Origin of the sequence: Chryseobacterium elymi (assembly GCF_003385495.1) — a bacterium.
GTDB classification, from domain to species: domain Bacteria; phylum Bacteroidota; class Bacteroidia; order Flavobacteriales; family Weeksellaceae; genus Chryseobacterium; species Chryseobacterium elymi.
On sequence record NZ_QNUH01000022.1, the window covers coordinates 1 to 21,642 of the forward strand.

Consider the following 21,642-nt stretch of genomic DNA (forward strand, 5'->3'; position numbering starts at 1 on the left):
CTGATTGATTCACTGTTAAATATACGAAAAATAAGTCTTAAAAACAAGAGTAAATAACTGTAAGTCAAAATGTTAAATCATTAACTTAATGACATTGGGCTTTAGCCCGCTTAAAAAGTATAGCTCATCTTTTGGCTAAAGCCAAAACTAATTAAAAATCTTACTCATCATTATGTAAAATTTCTTAATTTTAAATAACCTCAAACCCAATGCTGTATGAAAAACTTATGTAAAATTCTATTCGTCATCTGTTTCATCAATATAATAACAATAGGTGCTCAGACTAATTATCCGCAAAATTATTTCAGGAACCCTCTGAATATTCCCATGCAGCTGGCTGCCAACTTTGGAGTGGTGCGCTCCAATCATTTTCATATGGGTTTGGATTTGCGAACCAATAGCCAAGAAAATCTATCCGTTGTTGCAGCTGCAGATGGTTATATAAGCAGGATAAAAGTGGAACGGTACGGCTTCGGAAATGCTGTTTATATCACCCATCCGAATGGTTATACCACAGTATATGCCCATTTAAATAAATACTTCGATAAACTGGACGAATATGTAAAAGAAAGACAATATAAAGACGAAAAATGGGAACAGGATATCACTTTTTCTCCCGAACAGTTTCCTGTATCCAAAGGGCAGCTCATTGCTTTGAGTGGAAATACCGGAGGCTCAGCCGGGCCACATTTACATTTTGAGATAAGAGATACAAAAACGGAAGAATGCATCAATCCTTTGCTTTTTGGCTTTAAGATTCCGGATGGTATTTCACCTATTATTAGTGGACTTTATTGGTATGACAGGAGGTTCAGTACTTATGAGCCCGGCGCGAACGGAATTACGGTGAAAAAGAATGGAAATAATTATACAACCGATGTCATTCAGGTAAGCTCACCGGAAATAAGCTTTGCTGTTAAAGCGGTGGATAAAGCCAATCAGGGATTTAATCTTGGGATTTATCATGCAGAATTATTAATGGATGATCGTCTGATTTATAGTTTTTCCATTGATCAGGTGAGCTACGACGATACCCGATATCTAAATGGCTGTATAGATTATCCCAAGTTTACAAAAGATAAAATGAGCATTCAGCATTTATCTGAATTACGGGGAATGAAACTGAAAAATTACAATTCATCCGGTAAAACAGGAATTATTCACTTTGAGGACGACAGTGTTCACAATATTGAAATTGTTTTAAAGGACGTCAGCGGAAATACAAGTAAGCTGATCACAAAAGTTCGTTATGCGAGAAATTCGCAACAGGTTACTCCTTCGGATAAATTGGTGAAACCGGATGAAGCAAAAACAGTAAGTACGGAAAATGCCGAAATCAATCTCAGTAAAAATGCATTGTATGATGCTGTGAATTTTAACATGGATGAAAAGCCAAGCTCCAATACAGATGCTATTTCCAACACTGTTATTCTACATAATTCATACATTCCGGTTCATGATGGTTATACTTTGAAAATAAAGCCCAACAGAAAATTATTGGATAAAGAAAAAGAAAGAACAGTTGTTTTGTTCGATTATGGAAGTGATACGGACGTTGTCAAAGGAAAGTGGAGAGGTGATAAAGTAGAAGCCAGGTTTAATAGACTGGGCAAGGCAATACTCTTGTTAGATCAAAGTTTACCATCTGTCTCTCCAGGTTGGCAGGACGGAGCGCTTATAAAAAACAGTACTTTACGATTGAATGGAAGAACTAAAATTGGTGACATTATATCATTCCGTGCGGAACTGGATGGGAACTGGCTCCGCTTTGCCCGGGTAAAAGATGACTTTATCTATGTTTTTGATGAAAAATGTCCTAAGGGCTCAGGTTCACACACTCTAAAAGTAACCACAACCAATACAGCCGGAAACATCAATACACAAATTTTTACTTTTCAAAGGTAAATTATTGCGGCCCCATTTTTTTAATTTTTAATCATTCAATCTTTTAATTTAATTAAATAAATTTGTTCCTTAAAATTAAATCATTGGAATTCTATCCGGACATCGAAAGATCAAATCTTCACGACATCAAAAAGTTTCAGGAGTATAAGCTTCAGGAACTTTTAACATATCTTCAAGCCCATTCACCTTTCTATCAGAAACTGTTTAAAGAGAACAGTATCAATATCTCGGATATCCAAACATTGGATGACCTGCAAAAAATACCTACCACCACAAAGAATGATCTGCAGGAACATAATCATGATTTTTTCTGTATTCCACCGGATAAAATTGTTGATTACAGTACAACTTCAGGAACCCTAGGCGACCCGGTAACTTTCGGACTGTCAGACAGCGATCTGGAGAGGCTTGCTTATAACGAAGCCATTTCTTTTGCCTGTGCCGGAATTCAGAAAGGAGATGTAGTGCAGATGATCACCACAATCGACAAGAGATTTATGGCGGGGCTGGCTTATTTTTTAGGGTTAAGAAAAATGGGTGCCAGCGTGGTAAGAATGGGTCCCGGTATTCCGGAGTTGCAGTGGGATTCTATTTTCAGATATAAGCCTAAATACCTCATCACAGTTCCGTCTTTCCTTTTAAAGATGATTGATTATGCAGAAAAACATGGACTGGACTATAAAAATTCCAGTATCTACGGAGCAGTTTGTATCGGTGAGAGCATCAAAAATCAGGATTTTACAGACAATATTCTTTCACATAAGATTAAAGAAAAATGGGATATTAAGTTATTCTCAACCTACGCTTCCACAGAAATGAGTACAGCCTTCACGGAATGCGAGTTCCAGATCGGAGGTCATCATCACCCGGAATTGATTATCACGGAAATTCTTGATGATAACGGAAATCCAGTGCAGGAAGGAGAGAACGGTGAGCTAACGATCACCACTTTAGGTGTTGAGGCTGTTCCTTTGCTGCGTTTTAAAACAGGAGATATCGTAAAAGCGCATTACGAGCCCTGTGGCTGCGGAAGAAATACCATGAGGCTCGGTCCCGTTGTGGGAAGAAAACAGCAGATGATCAAGTATAAAGGAACAACACTGTATCCACCTGCAATGAATGATATTTTAAATGATTTTAATACTATATTATGCTATCAGATTGTTATTCAGTCTAATGAAATCGGGTTGGATGAAATTATCATCAAGCTAAGTACAGATCAGGACCATGAAACCTTCGTTAATGAAGTTCGTGATCATTTCAGGGCAAAACTGAGGGTAAGTCCTAAAATTGAAATCGTAGATTTTGATATTCTGTCCAAAACTGTTTTTAATCCGAACAGCAGAAAACCAATTACATTTATAGATTTAAGATAATAAGACCAGAGGATGAAAAAAATATTATTTCTTTTGTTAATTGCTCTTTCTGCCGGTGTTATGGCTCAAAGGGTAAGAGTTGTTTCCGGAGATTACAAGTTCCTGAAAGATCAGAAATTCATCAAAGTAATTTTCAAATTTGATGGCGTTACTTTTGCGAAAAAGAAGATCAGTGAGGATCAATATATCAAAGATAGGATGGAGGATATTGAGCAGACCAGCGGTAAAGAAGAATCTGAAAAATGGAGAAAAGACTGGGAATATTCAAAAGAAAAAAGTTTTCCGGATAAATTTTTGGCTTCATGGAATAAAAATATCGACATTAAGGCTGCCACAAACATTGAGGAGACGAAATATACCCTTATTGTAGAGCCTACATGGATTTCCCAGGGATGGTTTGCCGGGGTTGTCAACGAGCCTGCAAAATTGGATTCCAGAATGACCTTTATAGAAACAAATAATCCCGATCATGTTTTACTGGTTGTTGAAGGAGTTGGAGCAACAGGTGATAATGTGATAGGAATTCCAAATCATAATGACCGGATCGCAGAATGCTATGCAAAAACTTCTAAAATGTTGGCTCTGAAAGCAAACCACTACAAAGAAAAAAAGTAATAATTGATTGCTTTTTTATAATATATTTGAAACTTCAATTTTTTAGAAAAATTATAACTATGAAAAAACTATTATTTCTATTGTTTTTTGCAATTTCTACAGTTGCAATAGCTCAGAAATTTAAAATCCAAAGTGGAGATGCAAAATTCTTAAAAGGAACTGAAATTGTAAATGTTGTTTTTGATTATTCCGATATGAAATTGCTGAAAGAAAAGTATACAGAAGCAGAATATGTTCCAAGAAGAATTGAAGAACTGAACAAAAAAACTGAAGGAAGCGGTGATATATGGAAAAAGCAGTGGGAACGTAGTAAAGAAGAGTTATGGAATCCGAAATTCATCACGACATTCAATAAGATTTTATCAAAAGAAAATATCAATACAAAGCTTAAAGAAAATGCTCAAAGTCCATATACATTGATCATTAAAGTAAAATGGGTTTATCCGGGTTGGGATGCCGGGATCATGAAGCAGCCTGCAAAAGTAACTATGCAGCTTACTTTTGTTGAAACAGATTCTAAAAAGGTATTGTGTGATATAGAAAGTACAGACGCTCCGGGAGATCAGTGGGGAAGTAATTTCAATAACGAAACCAGAGTTGGAGAAGGTTTTGCTAAAACAGGTAAAACTCTTGCCCAGAGAATCGAAAGAGATTTGAAATAAAAATCGGTCTGAAAATTTTCAGACCGATTTTTTATGGTTGTTCCTGCTGTTTCTCTGTTTTGATGAGGTTGGCAAGATTTTTAATAACCGTATCATGCTTTTTTACAAAAGGATTGTCTTTATTCCAGACATAGCCTGCTAAGACTGCACATATTTTCCTTTTCACATCTTCATTTTCAGGCCTGTGGAAAAATAACTCCTGCAGATTTCCGGTATACCATTCCTTTACATATGTTGTAAAAACGTCTACGCCATAAAGAATATAATCACTGTATTCTTTTTGCCAGTCGATTTTCTCACCGTTAAGCTGTCGTAGAGCCAATTTTGCGGCTAGCATTCCCGATTCTGTGGCAAACGCCATTCCCGATGAAAAAACAGGATCAAGGAACTCAGAAGCATTTCCTGTCAGGGCATAGCCGTCACCAAACAGCTGCTTTACCGAGCAGGAATAATCTTTCAGGTGTCTTGGCTCAAAAATAAAATCTACATTGCCAAAACGTTTTACATAATAATCAGAAAGGGAAATCGCTTTCCTTAATGCTTCCGTTGCATCCCCATTTTCAGATAGTTTTTCAATATATTCTGTAGGTCCTACAATGCCCACACTCGTGTTTCCGTTGGAAAAAGGAATTACCCAAAGCCAGACTTCAGTTTCAATGATGTCAAAAGAAATTAAAGTACCTTCCTCACCTTCTTCTCTGTTAATATCTTCTACATGAGAGAAAATAGCAGAATGCGGAGAAAGCTTTGAGGGCTTTTCAAGATCAAGGAGCCTAGGCAGTACTCTTCCGTAGCCGCTTGAATCGATCACAAATTTAGAATGGATTTCTTTAGTTTTACCGTCTTTGTTTCTTACGGTGGTTATAGAATCTGTGCCGTTGAACTGAATATCAATAACTTCTGTTTCAAATTCCAGATCAATACCTTTATTAATCACTTCCTGGGCAAGAGTATTGTCAAAATCAGCTCTCGGAACCTGCCAGGTCCAGTCCCAGCCTTCTCCGAACTTATCACTAAAATCAAAAATGCAGACTTCATCGCCCCGTAAAAAACGCGCTCCCAGCTTTTTTTCAAAGCCCATTTTATCCAAAGCCGGAAAAAGTCCTGCCTCATCAAAATGATCCATTACCCTGGGAATTAAGCTTTCACCAACAACCAGCCTGGGGAATTTTGTTTTCTCCACAACCTTTACGTTGACATTGTTCTTCTTTAGATATGAAGAAGATACACATCCGGAAGGCCCAGCGCCGATTACAAGAACATCAACAAATTCTTTGCTCATCTTGATTTTTTATTTTAATAATAACTTCTATCTTTGCCGCAAAATTAGTGACAATTAATTAATATTTTACAAAATTAGCAACTATTACTTTTAATTGATGAAAATAAATAACTTTTTAGAACTGAAGGATTTTCAAAAAATTATCATTGAAAACGAAAAAATCGAACTGAATGAATCACTTTTGGACAGAGTGGAAGAAAGTTTTCAGTTTTTAAAGGAATTTTCGAAAAATAAAGTAATATATGGTGTCAATACCGGTTTCGGGCCGATGGCTCAGTTCAAAATCAGTGATGAAGATACGCATCAGCTTCAGTATAATTTGATCCGAAGCCACTCTTCAGGAATCGGAAATCCACTACCCGCCCAGGAAGTAAAAGCCTGTATGCTGGCAAGACTTAATACACTTTCTCTTGGAAATTCAGGGGTACACCAGTCTGTTATTCATTTGCTTAAAGAGCTGATCAACAGAGATATTACACCGCTTATTTTTGAACACGGAGGAGTAGGTGCAAGTGGTGATTTGGTTCAGCTTGCCCACCTTGCTTTGGTCCTGATCGGGGAAGGTGAAGTTTTTTACAAAGGAGAAAGAAAAGCAACAAAAGAAGTTTTTGAAGCAGAAGGCTTAGAGCCTATCAAAGTAGAGATCCGTGAAGGACTTGCCTTGATGAACGGAACTTCTGTGATGTCCGGAATAGGAATAGTTAATGCCTATAAAGCCAGTCAGTTAACGGATATTTCAATCAGACTTTCCTGTGCGATTAATGAGATTGTTCAGGCTTATGATGATCATTTATCAGAAGCTTTGAACGGGACAAAAAAACATCACGGTCAGCAGAAAGTAGCAGAGAAAATGCGTGCCCATCTGGCAGACAGCAAACTGATCAGAAAGAGGGAGGACCATCTTTATACTCACTTTGAAGAGCAGGAAAAAGTATTTAAAGAAAAAGTTCAGGAATATTATTCATTAAGATGTGTTCCACAAATCTTAGGTCCGGTTTTGGATACCTTGGAATATACTGAGAACGTTCTTGAAAATGAAATCAATTCAGCGAATGACAACCCGATCATCAATGTAAAAGACAGGCACGTATACCACGGCGGAAATTTCCACGGAGACTATATTTCATTGGAAATGGATAAACTGAAAATTGTTGTTACCAAACTTACGATGCTTGCAGAAAGACAGTTGAACTACCTTTTAAATTCAAAGATCAACGAAATATTGCCTCCTTTTGTAAATTTAGGTAAATTAGGCTTCAATTTCGGGATGCAGGGCGTTCAGTTTACGGCAACATCTACGACGGCAGAAAGTCAGATGCTTTCAAATTCCATGTATGTACACAGTATACCTAATAATAATGATAATCAGGATATTGTAAGCATGGGGACCAATGCAGCAGTGATCTGCAGAAAAGTAATCGAGAATGCATTTGAAGTGCTGGCTATTGAAGCAATTACAATCATCCAGGCTGTTGAATATCTTGGATTTCAGGATAAAGTTTCGTCTTCTACCAAAGAACTGTATGACGAGATAAGAAAGATTATTCCTGCATTCTTTGATGATATGGTGATGTATCCTTACCTGGAGGAAGTGAAAAAATATTTAAAGGCAGTGTAATTATCAGTGATAATGAATTGTTATACACCTGAGGATTAAATTAACGGAAAAAAACTAAAACTAAATAAACACTAACACATGAAATGTGCAATTGTCACAGGCGGCTCCAGGGGAATTGGAAGAGCGGTCTGTATAAAACTGGCAGAAGAAAAAAACTATCATATACTCATCAACTACGCTTCAAACGAGGCAGCGGCTAAAGAAACTTTGGCTAAAGTACAGGAACTGGGCGCTACAGGAGAGATCCTTAAATTTGATGTAGCCAATGCCGAAGAAAGCCTGAATGTTTTGACCGAATGGCAGGACAGAAACCCTGATGCCATTGTTGAGGTGATCGTAAACAACGCCGGTATTACAAGAGACGGTTTGTTCATGTGGATGCAGAGTGAAGACTGGAACAGTGTCATAAACACAAGTCTGAACGGCTTTTTTAATGTAACTAATTTCTTTATTCAGAAACTTCTTCGTAATAAATACGGAAGAATCATCAATATGGTTTCTGTTTCCGGAGTAAAAGGAACTGCTGGACAAACCAATTATTCTGCGGCAAAAGGAGCCCTGGTTGGTGCTACAAAAGCTTTAGCTCAGGAAGTAGCGAAACGAAATATTACGGTAAATGCAGTAGCTCCGGGATTCATAAGAACAGATATGACCCAGGACTTTAACGAAGACGAGCTTAAAGCGATGATCCCGGCCAACAGGTTTGGAGAAGCGGAAGAAGTAGCAGACTTAGTCGCGTTTTTAGCATCAAGGAAAGCGTCATACATTACTGGAGAAATTGTGAATATCAACGGAGGAATTTACTCTTAACAATAAAAAATAATGTAACAATATAGCAATGTACCAGTGTAACAATATTGATGTGATCTCAATTAGATTGTTACATTGCTATACTGATACGTTGTTACATTTAAATATAAAGACATGGAAAATAGGGTTGTAATTACCGGAATGGGAATTTATTCTTGCATCGGGACCTCTTTGGAAGAAGTCAGAGAATCCCTATATCAAGGAAAATCCGGTATTGCTTTAGTGCAGGAAAGAAAAGAATTCGGATTCAGGTCAGGTCTTACAGGTGTAGTACCAAAGCCAGATCTTAAAAATCTACTCAACAGACGCCAGCGTGTAAGCATGGGCGAAGAAAGCGAATATGCATACCTTGCAACCAGTGATGCATTGAGGCAGGCAGGTATAGACCAGGACTTCCTGGACAGCCATGAAGTAGGTATTCTATACGGAAACGACAGTGTTTCTCAGGCAGTAGTAGAATCTATCGACATTGCCAGAGAAAAGAAAGATACCACATTGATGGGATCGGGAGCGATCTTCAAATCAATGAATTCTACCGTAACGATGAACCTTTCAACCATCTTTAAGCTGAAAGGAATTAATCTTACCATCAGTGCAGCGTGTGCTAGCGGTTCACATTCATTAGGACTTGCTTATATGATGATCAGGAACGGTTTTCAGGATATGATCATCTGTGGAGGAGCCCAGGAAACCAACAAATATTCAATGGCGAGCTTTGACGGACTCGGTGTTTTCTCTGTGAGGGAAGACGAACCTACAAAAGCATCAAGACCTTTTGATACCGGAAGAGACGGGCTTATCCCAAGCGGGGGAGCGGCTAGCCTTATTGTGGAAAGTTTAGAATCTGCACAGAGAAGAGGGGCAACCATCCTTGCTGAGATTGTGGGCTATGGTTTCTCGTCAAACGGAGGACATATCTCAACGCCTAATGTAGACGGCCCTGCCTTAGCGATGGACAGAGCTTTGAAGCAGTCTGGACTAAAAGCAGAAGATATTGACTACATTAATGCTCATGCGACTTCCACACCCATTGGTGATGCCAATGAAGCCAAAGCGATCCACGAGATCTTCGGAAGTGAAGTTCCTGTAAGTTCTACCAAATCTATGACCGGTCATGAATGCTGGATGGCAGGAGCAAGTGAAGTCGTTTACTCAATCCTGATGATGCAGAACGATTTCGTTGCACCGAACATTAATCTGGAAAACCCTGATGATGAGGCAAAAAAGATAAATCTGGTCTCAAAAACGAAAAATCAAAAAATTGACGTATTTTTGTCAAATTCTTTCGGATTTGGGGGAACCAACTCCGCATTAATAGTTAAAAAATTTGATTAAAAACATGGAAAGGGAAAAAATTGTTGACATCGTTAATGATTTCTTAGTGAACGAATTCGAAGTGGATGGTGATGAGATCAGCAATGATGCTAACCTGAAAAAGACGCTTGGACTTGACAGTCTGGACTATATCGATATGGTCGTCGTTATCGAATCTAATTTTGGCGTAAAATTAGGAGAGGCAGATTTCAAAAAAATGGTTACGTTTGATGATTTCTATACTACTATTGAACAAAAAATCGCTGAAAAAAACGCATAACTATCGATTGAAATTTATTCTTTAACAATATACCAATGTAATAATGTAACAGTGTACCAATGGTGAATAAATGCAGTAATCAGTATTGTTACATTGGTACACTGTTATATTGATAAATTAGACTTATGAACAAGTGGAAAGGTAAATCTAAAGGAACCCTATTAGGATATAAAATATTCGTATGGTGTATTAGAAATATCGGAATCCGGAGTTCATATGCTGTGCTCTATTTGGTAGCTTCCTATTACTTTTTATTTCTGAAAAAGAGCAACCGTTACATTTTTTACTATTTTCAGAAGAGACTGGATTACGGATATTGGAAATCAAAAGCTTCCGTATTTAAAAGCTATTTTACCTTCGGAAAAGTACTGATTGATAAAACGGCAATTTCGGCCGGTTTAAGGGAGAAATACACTTATGAATTCGATGGAATAGAACACCTTAGAAGCCTCCTGGAAGAAAAAAGAGGTGGGGTTTTGATCAGTGCCCACATCGGGAACTTTGAAATAGCAGAACACTTCTTTGCGGACATTGATTTCGATTGTCAGATCAATCTCGTAACTACAGACCAGGAAGTAACGGTTATTAAAGAATACCTGGAAAGCGTTGCCGTAAAACAGAGTAATATCAAGTTTATCTATGTCAAAGACGATATGTCGCATATTTTTGAGATCAATCAGGCTTTGTCAAATAATGAGCTGATCTGTTTTACAGGAGACCGTTATTTCGAAGGTTCGAAATACCTCGAAGCCGATCTGCTGGGGAAAAGTGCAAAATTTCCGGCCGGTCCGTTCCTTATTGCTTCACGTCTCGGTGTTCCCGTGGTTTATGTATATGTGATGAAAGAAAAAAATCTTCATTACCACCTATACGCAAGGGTGGCAAAAAACATCAAAAACCGTGATTCTCAGGGGCTTCTCAATTCTTATGTTCAGAATCTTGAAACCATGATCAGAAAATATCCCCTTCAATGGTTCAATTATTTCGATTTTTGGGATGATATTGATTAATTTTTCTAATTTTATCCCTGAAAACTAATTAATAAACTCAAATCGTTAAATAAATTCAGAAATTGGATAGGTGAACCTTTTATTCAGGTTCAGGTATTGCTTTGTAATCTCTGGATTTCTTAATTTTTGAAATAAAAACACAGCTTTTCTCCTTTTGAATAAAGAATACGACATACTTGTGATCGGCAGCGGATTGGGAGGTCTTGTTTCGGCTTTAATTTTGGCGAAAGAAGGTCTGAAGGTCTGTGTTCTGGAAAAAAATAAACAGTATGGAGGAAATCTGCAGACTTTTTCAAGGGAAAAGCTCATCTTCGATACTGGAGTTCATTATCTGGGAGGCCTTTCAAAAGGGCAGAACCTCCATCAATTCTTTTCCTATCTTGAGATTATTGATGATCTGGAACTTCATCAAATGAATGAAGACGGCTACGATAAGATCTCTTTTGGTGATGAAAATATCGAATATCCTCATGCACAGGGTTATGAGAATTTTATTGAACAGCTTACAACCTATTTTCCCAACGAAAAGCAAAATTTAGAAAGTTATTGTGAAGAGATCCAATATGTCTGTGCACAGTTTCCGAGGTATCAGGTAATAGGGAAGGACAGCTATAACGAAGAGATCCTTCACCTCAACACCAAAAGATTCATAGAATCTGTGACCCAGGATAAAAAACTGCAGGCTGTATTGCTAGGTTCCAATTTTTTATATGGCGGAGACTCGGAAAATATACCATTCTATGTTCATGCACTGACTGTAAACTCCTATATCCAGAGTGCTTACAAATGTGTTAAAGGAGGAAGCCAGATCACCAAACTCCTGATCAAAAAACTGCGCCAATACGGTGCAGAAGTGCACAAACATTCCGAGGTTTCCGGATTTATTTTCGATGAAGCCGGAGTGCTGTCTTCCGTTACAACAAAATCTGGAAAAGAATATGCAGCGAAGAAATTTATTTCAAACATAGAAATCCGTTCCTTCATCAAGCTGATTGGAGAAGAAAAACTGAGGAAATCTTTCCTGAACCGGGTAATGAGCTGGGAGCCTGTTTCATCATGTTTCAGTGTTTATCTGGTTTTAAAACCACAGTCACTGCCAAATTTTAATTATAATATTTACCATTATTCATCCGAAGAAATGGTCTGGAATGCATTCCGTTACAGCAAAGACAGCTGGCCAGAAACCTATATGCTTTCCTCCACACCCTCAAAACATCGTCCCGATTATGCAGAAAGTCTTACTGCGATCTCCTATATGGATTTTGAGGAGATTAAAGATTGGGAAAAAACAGTAAATACAGTTGCCGAAGAACACGATAGAGGATTAAAGTACGAGCATTTCAAGCTGGAAAAAGCAGAAAAAATGATTTCTGCATTAGAAAAGAAAATTCCGAACCTAAGGCATTCTATCAAAAGCATCTATACTTCATCCCCATTGTCTTACAGGGACTATATCGGCAGCTTTGAAGGAAATATGTACGGATACATGAAAAGTTCGGATAATCCGCTTAAAACGATGGTCTCGCCCCGTACCAAGACCGATAATCTATTCCTGACAGGACAGTCTGTCAACATGCATGGAATTCTGGGAGTAACGATCGGGGCATTCAACACCTGTGCAGAAATTCTCGGAAAAGAAATTGTAGATGAACGCCTGAAACAAATGATGAATACCCATGAAAAAAAATAACAGATTCACTATGGCATTCCGGGGAATTCAATTGATCCTTATCCTTTCGCTTATTTCCTGTGGAATCTCAAAATCGGTTCATCATATCCCGGAGGTCAGCAGCTATACACTGGAAACACCAAAGATCAATAAGGTCAATGATTCTACGTTCAGCTTCAACCGGAATTATTTAACCAAAAATAAACAGCAGCTTTGGGAGCTTTATATTAAAGGAAATCCATTGCAGCTCGGATATAATAACGGAGCTTTAACCCAAAGCCTGATGCAGCAGCAGGAAGAAATTTTCTTCTCTAAAGTGGAAGGTTTTGTTCCATCAAAATTTAAACAAAAACTCCTTAGGGGATTTCTAAAATGGTACAACAGGAAAATGTATCTGAATGTAAGGGAAGACTATCAGGCAGAATTGTACGGTTTATCACAGTATTCTTCAGATAAATACAATTTTATTGCTCCAAAATATCTTCGGAACCTCTATCTTCATGGCGCTCACGATATCGGGCATGCCATGCAGGATCTGGCTATGGTAGGATGTACTTCCCTGGCCGTCTGGAATGAAAATACAGAAGATGGGCAGCTGCTCATCGGAAGAAACTTCGATTTTTATGTAGGAGATGAGTTTGCTAAAAATAAGCTGATTGAATTTGTAGAACCGGAAGCCGGAATTCCATACATGTCCGTAAGTTGGCCGGGAATGATAGGTGTAGTTTCCGGGATGAATAAAGAAGGGATAACAGTGACAATTAACGCAGGAAAATCTAAAATCCCACTCACCGCTAAGACCCCAATCTCTCTTGTGACACGGGAAATTCTGCAGTATGCGAAAAATATTGATGAGGCCATTGCTATTGCCAAAAAAAGAAAGGTTTTTGTTTCCGAATCCATTCTGGTTGGAAGTGCTCATGATAAAAATGCTGTGATCATTGAGGTTTCTCCTGATAATTTCGGGGTTTACAAGGTGGAAAATACAAGCAGAGTGCTTTGTACCAACCACTTCCAGTCCGAAGCCTATAAAGATGACAAAAGAAATCAGAAGCATATTATAGAAAGCCACTCCGAGTACCGGTATGAAAAGCTTCAGGAGCTTCTCCAGGAAAAGAAAAAGCTTAATCCTGAAAAAATGGCCGCCATTTTAAGGGATAAATCTGGTTTAAAGGACCAAAAGATTGGCTACGGGAATGAAAAAGCGATCAATCAGCTTCTGGCTCACCATGCGGTCATTTTTTCACCTGAAAAAAGACTGGTGTGGGTTTCTTCAAACCCTTATCAGCTGGGAGAATTTGTCTGTTATGATCTGAATGAGATCTTTTCCGGAAAAAATTTGGAAGAAAGTTTAAAGGCAAAAACAGCACTGAATATCGCCAGAGATCCTTTTGCAGATTCAGAAGAATTCAACAATTATGAAATATCTAAGATGTTAGGGTCAGAAGTGAGCTATGCTATAGACAACAAAAAGATGGCATTAAGTGATGATTTTATTCCTTATTATCAATCTATGAACCCGGATTATTGGTTGGTCTATTATCAGGCTGGAAGATATTATTTGGGTATTAACGAATTTTCAAAAGCGAAAACTGAATTTGAAAAAGCCCTGACTAAAGAAATTACCACCGTTCCGGACAGACAAAATGTAGAAAAGTACCTGAAGAAAACTCTAAAGAAGCTAAAATGATTCCCAAACATATAAAACTGCTGTTCTGCATTCCCTTTATCATTATTATTGTTTACACCATCTACCTGTTTACAAAGTACAGCTCTATTCCTGATGTTATCCCTATTCATGGATATGGAGGCAAGAATGACGGGTCCGGAAGTAAACTGTTTCTTTTTGCACCCATTGTATTGAACCTCGTTATTTTGATCTTTATCTGGATGACTATCAGAAAACCGGACAAGATCAGATTTACTTTTGAAGTGAAAGAAGAAGATAAGACTAAAACCTATAATCAGTACCAGTTGGTTCTTATCATACTGGCCATATTTGTCACCTTGATTATGTGTCCGTTATCATTTTCGGATGTTGTCTTTAAATAATTATACACGAAAAGACTACCGGCTGATTAATTATTTTCCGGATTCAGCTTATTCAGGAAAATAAATGTTACGATCCCGCAAAGAGCAGACATAGAAGTAGCCAGAATAGCACTCCCTATTACATACTGGAGAAGATTATTTTTGATCAGTTCAAAATTGAGTTCACTGCTTAAAATATTACTTTCATTATGTACAAAAGGGGATCCTAAAAATAAAGAAGCAGCAATAACAAAGGGAATGAAAGGGGGAATGCTTACATTGGATGCTATAAAAGCTAAAACTTTGTTCAGTTTGAAAAGAACAGACAGCGAAATGACAAGCAGTGTGTGAAATCCCCAGAAAGGAGAAAGTCCTATAAACACGCCGAGAGCAATGGAAAATGCTTTTGTACGGTTGCTGCCGTCACTTTCCAGAACATCTTCCTTTAGGAACCTTTTAAAGCTTTTTTTTTTGAAATTATTCACGAAATTTCTCGGAATAATGTAAAGCAGTGTTATGGTTACCAAAATAGTATTCAGGATGCTGATCCGTGTAAAATCTTTGAACGGTCTGAAATGAGAAACCCGTTCTGCCGGGTCATACAATACCTTGATCGGGACATTTTTTACAGGAACATGCCTCCAGGCTGTCCGTACAATGATTTCGATCTCAAATTCAAATTTTGGGGTGAAATATTTCTTTGGAATTTTCAGCAATGGATATAATCTATAGCCGGATTGGGTATCCTCAAGTTTGATTCCGGTCTCAAACCAGAACCAGAAATTAGAAAACCTGTTCCCGAAACTGCTTTTTTTAGGAATTCCATCCTGCTCCATATTCCGGTTACCAATCAGAAGTACATCTTTATCTTCTTTAAGCAGTGCTTCTACAAATACAGGAATATCATCAGGATAATGCTGCCCGTCAGAATCAATCGTGATGGCATGATGATAACCCAGTTCTTTTGCTTTCCTGAAGCCTGTTTTAAGCCCGTTTCCCTTTCCTTTGTTTTCAGGGAGGGAGATAACTGTTATCTGGGAATATTGTGCGAGTATTTGTGAAGTAGAATCTGTAGAACCGTCATTGACTGCAATAATGTTATCGGTATAGTGCAGGATACCGTCTATCACCCTTTTCAGAGTTTTTTCATTATTATAGGTTGGTATTAAAATGCAGATCTTCCTTTCAGAAATTGCATTTTGTACTTCAGGAAGGGTCATTGTTTTATTTTAATGTAGCTCTTTCAGTATCTGTAAAGGACTTGGACTGCATCGCAAACTTTTTCACATAACTTTTCATTGTTGCGTTCTGCTTACTATAGTTATTGATAAGAAATGCTTTGTCATCTTTCATGCTGCCTCTGTACCCCACTATTTTAGGGATATTTTCCTGAACGCTCAACCTGATCACCCGAAGTTCTATATTATTCGGGTTATTTTTGATAATGTTTTCAAGACTTGTCGCGCCGGTCTTTACGAGGGCTTTTCTGTTCTTTTTGGCAATCTTGGCTTCCATGATCTGTGCAGCAGCTTTATAACCGTTAATTACAGCATCTGAACCGGATTGTTTTTCTGCAAGATTGATGAATGCTTCTGTATTGGCATTAGACTGGTTAGCTTTTGCATAGCTGTTTCTTAGGGCTTCTAAATCACTTTGAAAGAAAAAAATAAAAGCGGTTATGAGGGATAAGAAAAGTTTCATGAAAGTATTTTTTTATAGCTTACAGACATTTTTAATGCAATAGTCTCGCCAAAAGAGGTTGCATTTTTTACTTTAACACCTTCTTCATTGTCAGTAATATCCAGCTGGAGTTTTAGATCCGGGGTTTCAAAAGGATTGATAATGGCCATGAACTTTACATTTGAAGCTGTTTTCAGAAATAGCTTAGAGTCGGTGAATTCTTCCGCCAGCTCTTTTACAATCTGCATCATACAAACCCCTGGTGTTACCGGATTGCCCGGAAAATGGCCTTTAAAAATATCATGATCTTTATTCAGATGAATATAAGCAGTAAAACTTCCGTTTTCTGCCTTTTCATAAGATTCTAAAGTGTAAAAGTCTGTAAGAATGGTCTGCATGATCTTATTTTTTCAGATTAAATGTATAATAAAGCCCTGTCTGGAAAACAACATTAGAATGATTTCTATTATAGCTGTCTACAGGTATAAAGCCTTTTTTTACCCTGGCTTCGATACCAAAGTTTTTAGTAATGTCATATCCTAAGCCGGCTGTAATTCCCAAATCGATCTCATTTTCAGGATCAAAATTCTTTTTATCTACTACAAATTCTAAAGTAGGCCCAACATGTACATTGAACTGGTTGAAATAAAATTTATTGATAAGCTGCAGTCCCAGATAAGATACAGAAAGCGTTTTCCCGTCCCAGTTGTTCACATTCGTGCTTATTTTAGCTCCCTGCCTGGAATAATTGATCTCCGGCTGCAAAGCATAAAATTTGGCGAGGCGGATATTCCCTATAAAGCCGATATAAAAATCTGTTTTAGTTTTATAGTCCAGATAGGGCTCAGCAGCGTTAGGAAATTCTTCCAGATAATAGTAATTAAACTCTTCACTGTTCGAGAAATGAGAAAAATTGGCTCCCGCTCTAATCCCCGGAGTAAAAGTTACTTGTGAGAAAGACAGGGCTGAAATAAAGGCTGTGATTAAAAATAGAATTTTTTTCATGCTAATTCTGTTCAGTTTCGGTTATTTGAAATAGTTTTATATTGATCTTAAAATCCTTATGTTGCAGGTTTAAGCTATCCGCGAAGATATGTTTTTTTGCCTCAAAAGTAAAATCGATTTTTTCCTTATTGTTTTTTGTGTACACAATTTCTTTTAACAGTCCGTTTTCTTTATTGAAGAACAGATAATAGGCTTTATGATCAGTCTTTGACAGGTAAATTTTAGAATTGTCATTTTCAAAAGATTCATTCACTGGGTATTTTCTTTTCAGTAACTCCCGGAAGTCGTTTCTTAAAAAACTGATAACCATATTTTTGTCCAGATCCGGAAGAACGTAATTCAGTTTAAAATCATTCTCAGAGATCTCAAAATCAATTAATTTATTTCCAAAATCTGAGGTCATAGCCACACGATGGGTCGTTTCATTAAGCTTTTTAATGATCAGAATTCCGCTTACATGATTTTTATAAATATCCATCTGGCATTTATAAACGTAGTCTTCACCAGATGAAAAATATAAATTTTCAACGGTTTTTTCAGAACTCTGAATTGGTTTTGCCCCTGTAAGCTTATAGCTATTACAAGAAATAAACAGCAAAACAATGAGACTATAAACTAAATTCTGAAGCTGCAATCGCTGCATTGATCTTGGTATTTTTAAAAACAATATTGGTGGTGTCTCCCGAAGCTTCCGTCATATTGACTTGTGAAACCGTAGATTGGTTTTTAGGAAAATGCAGTTCGATCTGTTTGATGTATTTCAACAGCTGGGAAGATTTCGGAATGAATTTCGCCACACTGGAGTTTCCGTTTTTGTAGTAAGAAACAGTAAATTCAGGATCGCTGAACATTTTCCCGTTTGAACTTCCTACGATCAGTTTATTGATCTTTTCAAATGTCTTACTCTTAGCATCTACAGACGATTTCTTTCCCTGATCGTTGATGAAAATTTTATTATCTTTAAAAATAATGCTGTACTGGTACGGTTTTGTGTATTTCCAGCTTAGCATATTCGGGGTTTTCAAAGACATTTTGCCATAAGTGACAATGTTTTTATCCAGAAAGTCCATTTTTTTAGTCTGGGTGAAATCACTTTGCATGGTTTTGATTTCCTTGGTTTCAGACGAAACTTTGTTGACAAATGCTTTTGCTTCTGCTCCTGACATCGCGGTCATTTGTGCAGAAATGAAGCCGGAAACTAATAAAAATGCTCCAAAAGCAATATTTTTAATCATTTTTCTTTAATTTGTAATTGAATCGACCGTAAACGTCGAATATTTTTTATCTTTCAAAAATAACAATAAATCGGCCAACACACGATAAGTCTTTTCGGAAGTGTCATGAAGCAGAATAATACTTCCTTTTTTAAGGCCTTTGGTTATTCTTTTATAAATTTTCTTTTCATCGTCTATAATGGTATCCAGCGAACGGACATTCCAGCCGATGCTTTTTTTACGGGTTCTTTTAATGGCTTTGGCAATGCTCGGATTGGTAACGCCGAAAGGAGGCCGGTATAAATCAGTTTTTATAGTGCTGGTTTTTGCCATGATCTCATCACATTTCTCAATCTCCTCAATCATTTTTGAAACAGATAAAAATCCTGTATTGTTGGAATGGGAAAGGGTGTGATTTCCGACGGTATGACCTTCAGCAATAATTCTTTGAAATGTTTCAGGATATTTTTCGATCTGTTTTCCGATGCAGAAAAAGGTTGCTTTTATCTGATATTCTTTAAGCAGATCTAAGAATTGAGGGGTAAATTCGGTTGGCCCGTCATCAAAAGTCAGAGCAACTTCATTGGTTTTCGTTCTTTTATGAGTAATGCTGTTGACAAAATATCCGAGCTCTATATCAAAAGATCCCCAGACAACAACAGCAGAAAATACCAGAAAACAAGCTATATAAACCCAAAAGCTTCCATGAAACGCATAAACAAATGCATTGCAGAAAAGATAAAATAGAATGAATAGGTAATGCTTCATCTTCTGTTATTTTGAATTTTGGCAATAACAAATTTACAAATTCATTATTTGCCTTTTCATTTTTAAGCTCTCTCCAGCAGCATAAGACTGTGATCGCTTCCTGCGAGATGATTATAGAGAAGAATATTCTTAACTTTTGTTTTCTTTTCCAAATTGATCATCATGACTTCCGGAATCTGTTGATTCTTAAGGATATGACAGGCCATAAATGTTGAAAAGCCGCTTGCCGTATTGAATTCTCCGCTTAAATGTTTGTAATACAGCAAAGCTGAATTTTGAAATGCGTCCATTGCTTTTGTATAGTAAACATCAGATGTTGCATCGCCACTGAAACCTAAGATCACAGCATCGATATCTTCATGTTTCAAATCATTTTTGGCTAAAAAACCTGTTATAAAAGATGGAGCTTCTTCCAGATCCAATCTGTTGATCATCTGAATATCTCTGAGTTTAGCGTAAGAATTTTCAGTTTTATGCTTTCCTAAGACAAAAAAGGCGGCCCCTTCGCCCCAGATCACGCCATCCGTTTTTGAATGTAAATAATCAGCAGGAAGATCCTTTTCTTTTTTAATGGTATTGGTAAGACAGTAAAGTTCCATAGTTCTGTTAGTTTGCTCATCTGCAGCGCCTACAAGAACATTGTCAGATTCTCCGTCATTGATCTGAAGTTTGGCATCCAGGAATGAAAATTCCAGAGATGAAGAAGTATTGACATACGTAAAATTGTACGCATGGCATTGAAGTCCCAGCGCAATTTGTCCTGCAACGGTATTATGTGTAGACTGAATAAAGAACGTTGGAGTTAGAAACTCTTCATTGTTATCAATCACATTTTTCAGAAACTTTTCAGAATCCTGCGAACATCCCATGCCTGTTCCTACAATAATGGCGTCCGGTTGTTCAATTCCAGCTTCCTGTAAAGCGTAATTTGAAGCTACAGAGCTCATCTTTACAGTTTTAGACATTCTCCTGATCATCGCAGGCGGAATGAATTCTTTATAGTTGGGATCTACCACTTTTAAGATCTGAACAGACTGATAAGGAGTAAGGTCTTGGAAAAAATTATCTTTTAAAGTGTCCTGAACAGAGATGCAGGATGCACTGTTGATGTATACTGCGTTCATGATTTTGAGAAAATTAAAGTAGAACAGTTGCCTCCGAATCCGAATGAATTGGAAAGAACATGGTTAATGTCTTTTTCCTTCAATTCTGTAACCGGGGTTAAATCAAATTCTGCCATTTTTGTTTTGAAATTCAGATTGGGGAAAATGACACTGTGCTGCATCGCTAAAATGGAGAATACCGCTTCAATTCCCGCCGCCGCTGCCAGAGTGTGCCCTGTAAAAGCTTTGGTAGAACTGAATTCCGGCACCTGTCCTTCACCAAATATCCTGATCATGGCAATTCCTTCTGAAAGATCATTATTAGGAGTAGCCGTTCCGTGAACATTGATATAATCGATGTCTTCTTTTGCCAGCCCGGATACTTTAAATGCCTGCTGCATAGCCAGAAAAGCACCTTGTCCGTTTTCAGACGATGCGGTCTGATGATGGGCATCATTCGCATTTCCGTAACCGGAAAGATAAGCCAATACTTTTTTATTTTCTTTTTTTACAACTTCATCAGATTCAAGAACGATAAAAGCTGCTGCTTCACCGAGATTCAGACCTTTTCTGTCGTTATCAAAAGGTGTATTATAGGATTCTGTAAGGATCATCAGCGTATTGAATCCGTTCAAGGTAAATTTCGAAAGGGAATCTGTTCCTCCTACGATCACGCGGTCCAAAGCTCCGTTTTTAATCAGTTTGGCTCCCATCATAATAGCATTGGCAGCCGAAGAGCATGCCGTACTGATCGTAGAAACCATGCCTTTTAAGCCTAGATAATCAGCAATTGCCAATGAAGAATTACCTGCGTCATGAGCATCAATGTATTTTTGCTTTTCAGGAAAATCCTCGTAAGAGTAGAAATACCTTTCAGTGATATCCATTCCGGCCACACTGGTGGAAGAGATGAGCCCGGTTCTGTATTCATTAATGTCTGAAATTCCGGCAGATTCTACAGCTTCTCTTGCGGCAATCATGCCCAATAAAGATGTTCTCGTTACATTATTATCTTCAGGCAGCTGAAGCTGTTGTACAAGCTCTTCATTAGACCATTTTATTTCGCCTGTTTTTATAGACCCGGCGTGGCGGGTTTCAAACATCTCAATGTCTGAAATTCCGTGTTTTCCGGATTTCAACGAAATAAAATTTTCCTCCACATTGTTTCCGATGGAGGAAATGATGCCCATTCCTGTTATGGCAATTTTTCGACTCATTTTATTTTATAATGTAACAATGTATCAATCTACCGGTTTACCAATATTATTACACTGGTAGATTGATACATTGCTAGATTGAA

At 37.6% G+C, this 21,642-nt stretch carries 22 protein-coding genes; 12 read left to right on the top strand and 10 right to left on the bottom strand.

What is annotated here, in order from left to right; translation table 11 throughout:
• The first annotated feature begins 216 nt into the window (after positions 1 to 216).
• The 4 genes from DRF60_RS21815 (at position 217) to DRF60_RS18060 (ending at position 4,558) form a co-directional block, all read left to right on the top strand.
• Positions 217 to 1,905 carry a M23 family metallopeptidase gene (locus DRF60_RS21815; RefSeq protein ID WP_116014033.1) on the top strand — a complete coding sequence of 563 codons (1,689 nt, stop codon included), beginning with the start codon at positions 217 to 219 and terminating at the stop codon, positions 1,903 to 1,905.
• Between the two features lie 83 nt (positions 1,906 to 1,988).
• Positions 1,989 to 3,281: a phenylacetate--CoA ligase family protein gene (locus tag DRF60_RS18050; protein ID WP_116014164.1), complete on the top strand. Its 1,293-nt coding sequence runs from the start codon at positions 1,989 to 1,991 to the stop codon at positions 3,279 to 3,281.
• Between the two features lie 12 nt (positions 3,282 to 3,293).
• Positions 3,294 to 3,896, top strand: a complete 603-nt coding sequence (locus tag DRF60_RS18055) for a hypothetical protein (protein ID WP_116014036.1) — start codon at positions 3,294 to 3,296, stop codon at positions 3,894 to 3,896.
• Between the two features lie 59 nt (positions 3,897 to 3,955).
• Positions 3,956 to 4,558, top strand: coding sequence for a hypothetical protein (locus DRF60_RS18060; protein ID WP_116014039.1), 603 nt, complete (start codon positions 3,956 to 3,958; stop codon positions 4,556 to 4,558).
• Between the two features lie 31 nt (positions 4,559 to 4,589).
• Here the strand turns inward: DRF60_RS18060 and DRF60_RS18065 are convergent, their stop codons facing one another.
• Positions 4,590 to 5,840 (bottom strand): NAD(P)/FAD-dependent oxidoreductase, encoded by a 1,251-nt coding sequence (locus tag DRF60_RS18065; protein ID WP_116014042.1) that lies wholly within the window; start codon positions 5,838 to 5,840, stop codon positions 4,590 to 4,592.
• 97 nt (positions 5,841 to 5,937) lie between these two features.
• Between DRF60_RS18065 and DRF60_RS18070 the strand changes: the two genes are divergently transcribed.
• The 8 genes from DRF60_RS18070 to DRF60_RS18105 all read left to right on the top strand — a co-directional run bounded on the left by DRF60_RS18070 (position 5,938) and on the right by DRF60_RS18105 (position 14,593).
• Positions 5,938 to 7,458, top strand: a complete 1,521-nt coding sequence (locus DRF60_RS18070; protein WP_185144601.1) for an HAL/PAL/TAL family ammonia-lyase — start codon at positions 5,938 to 5,940, stop codon at positions 7,456 to 7,458.
• 78 nt (positions 7,459 to 7,536) lie between these two features.
• On the top strand, positions 7,537 to 8,268 hold the full coding sequence (gene fabG / locus DRF60_RS18075; RefSeq protein WP_116014047.1) for a 3-oxoacyl-ACP reductase FabG: 732 nt from the start codon (positions 7,537 to 7,539) through the stop codon (positions 8,266 to 8,268).
• 114 nt (positions 8,269 to 8,382) lie between these two features.
• Positions 8,383 to 9,603 (top strand): beta-ketoacyl-[acyl-carrier-protein] synthase family protein, encoded by a 1,221-nt coding sequence (locus DRF60_RS18080; protein WP_116014050.1) that lies wholly within the window; start codon positions 8,383 to 8,385, stop codon positions 9,601 to 9,603.
• A gap of 4 nt (positions 9,604 to 9,607) precedes the next feature.
• Positions 9,608 to 9,862: an acyl carrier protein gene (locus tag DRF60_RS18085; RefSeq protein ID WP_034727052.1), complete on the top strand. Its 255-nt coding sequence runs from the start codon at positions 9,608 to 9,610 to the stop codon at positions 9,860 to 9,862.
• Between the two features lie 125 nt (positions 9,863 to 9,987).
• Positions 9,988 to 10,872 carry an LpxL/LpxP family acyltransferase gene (locus DRF60_RS18090; RefSeq protein WP_116014053.1) on the top strand — a complete coding sequence of 295 codons (885 nt, stop codon included), beginning with the start codon at positions 9,988 to 9,990 and terminating at the stop codon, positions 10,870 to 10,872.
• Between the two features lie 154 nt (positions 10,873 to 11,026).
• Positions 11,027 to 12,562: a phytoene desaturase family protein gene (locus DRF60_RS18095; RefSeq protein ID WP_116014056.1), complete on the top strand. Its 1,536-nt coding sequence runs from the start codon at positions 11,027 to 11,029 to the stop codon at positions 12,560 to 12,562.
• Positions 12,549 to 14,231: a C45 family autoproteolytic acyltransferase/hydolase gene (locus DRF60_RS18100; protein ID WP_116014059.1), complete on the top strand. Its 1,683-nt coding sequence runs from the start codon at positions 12,549 to 12,551 to the stop codon at positions 14,229 to 14,231. The genes DRF60_RS18095 and DRF60_RS18100 overlap by 14 nt, the downstream gene beginning before the upstream one ends.
• Positions 14,228 to 14,593 (top strand): DUF1648 domain-containing protein, encoded by a 366-nt coding sequence (locus DRF60_RS18105; RefSeq protein WP_116014062.1) that lies wholly within the window; start codon positions 14,228 to 14,230, stop codon positions 14,591 to 14,593. The genes DRF60_RS18100 and DRF60_RS18105 overlap by 4 nt, the downstream gene beginning before the upstream one ends.
• Positions 14,594 to 14,619: 26 nt before the next feature.
• Here DRF60_RS18105 and DRF60_RS18110 read toward each other — a convergent pair whose 3' ends face one another.
• The 9 genes from DRF60_RS18110 to DRF60_RS18150 form a co-directional block, all read right to left on the bottom strand.
• Positions 14,620 to 15,792, bottom strand: a complete 1,173-nt coding sequence (locus tag DRF60_RS18110) for a DUF2062 domain-containing protein (RefSeq protein ID WP_116014065.1) — start codon at positions 15,790 to 15,792, stop codon at positions 14,620 to 14,622.
• 4 nt (positions 15,793 to 15,796) lie between these two features.
• On the bottom strand, positions 15,797 to 16,273 hold the full coding sequence (locus DRF60_RS18115) for a hypothetical protein (RefSeq protein ID WP_116014067.1): 477 nt from the start codon (positions 16,271 to 16,273) through the stop codon (positions 15,797 to 15,799).
• The gene (locus DRF60_RS18120; RefSeq protein WP_116014070.1) at positions 16,270 to 16,650 is read right to left on the bottom strand and encodes a 3-hydroxyacyl-ACP dehydratase; all 381 of its coding nucleotides are present in this window, start codon (positions 16,648 to 16,650) and stop codon (positions 16,270 to 16,272) included. Before DRF60_RS18120 ends, DRF60_RS18115 begins: the two co-directional genes overlap by 4 nt.
• 4 nt (positions 16,651 to 16,654) lie before the next feature.
• Positions 16,655 to 17,257: a porin family protein gene (locus DRF60_RS18125; RefSeq protein WP_116014072.1), complete on the bottom strand. Its 603-nt coding sequence runs from the start codon at positions 17,255 to 17,257 to the stop codon at positions 16,655 to 16,657.
• A gap of 1 nt (position 17,258) precedes the next feature.
• Positions 17,259 to 17,900, bottom strand: coding sequence for a hypothetical protein (locus DRF60_RS18130; protein ID WP_116014075.1), 642 nt, complete (start codon positions 17,898 to 17,900; stop codon positions 17,259 to 17,261).
• Positions 17,866 to 18,492: a LolA family protein gene (locus DRF60_RS18135; protein ID WP_116014077.1), complete on the bottom strand. Its 627-nt coding sequence runs from the start codon at positions 18,490 to 18,492 to the stop codon at positions 17,866 to 17,868. The genes DRF60_RS18130 and DRF60_RS18135 overlap by 35 nt, the downstream gene beginning before the upstream one ends.
• Before the next feature lie 6 nt (positions 18,493 to 18,498).
• The gene (locus DRF60_RS18140) at positions 18,499 to 19,239 is read right to left on the bottom strand and encodes a polysaccharide deacetylase family protein (RefSeq protein ID WP_116014080.1); all 741 of its coding nucleotides are present in this window, start codon (positions 19,237 to 19,239) and stop codon (positions 18,499 to 18,501) included.
• 62 nt (positions 19,240 to 19,301) lie between these two features.
• Positions 19,302 to 20,363: a beta-ketoacyl synthase N-terminal-like domain-containing protein gene (locus DRF60_RS18145; RefSeq protein ID WP_116014083.1), complete on the bottom strand. Its 1,062-nt coding sequence runs from the start codon at positions 20,361 to 20,363 to the stop codon at positions 19,302 to 19,304.
• A complete protein-coding gene (locus tag DRF60_RS18150; protein ID WP_116014086.1) occupies positions 20,360 to 21,559 on the bottom strand; it encodes a beta-ketoacyl-[acyl-carrier-protein] synthase family protein in 1,200 nt (399 codons plus the stop codon). Before DRF60_RS18150 ends, DRF60_RS18145 begins: the two co-directional genes overlap by 4 nt.
• Between the last annotated feature and the right edge of the window lie 83 nt (positions 21,560 to 21,642).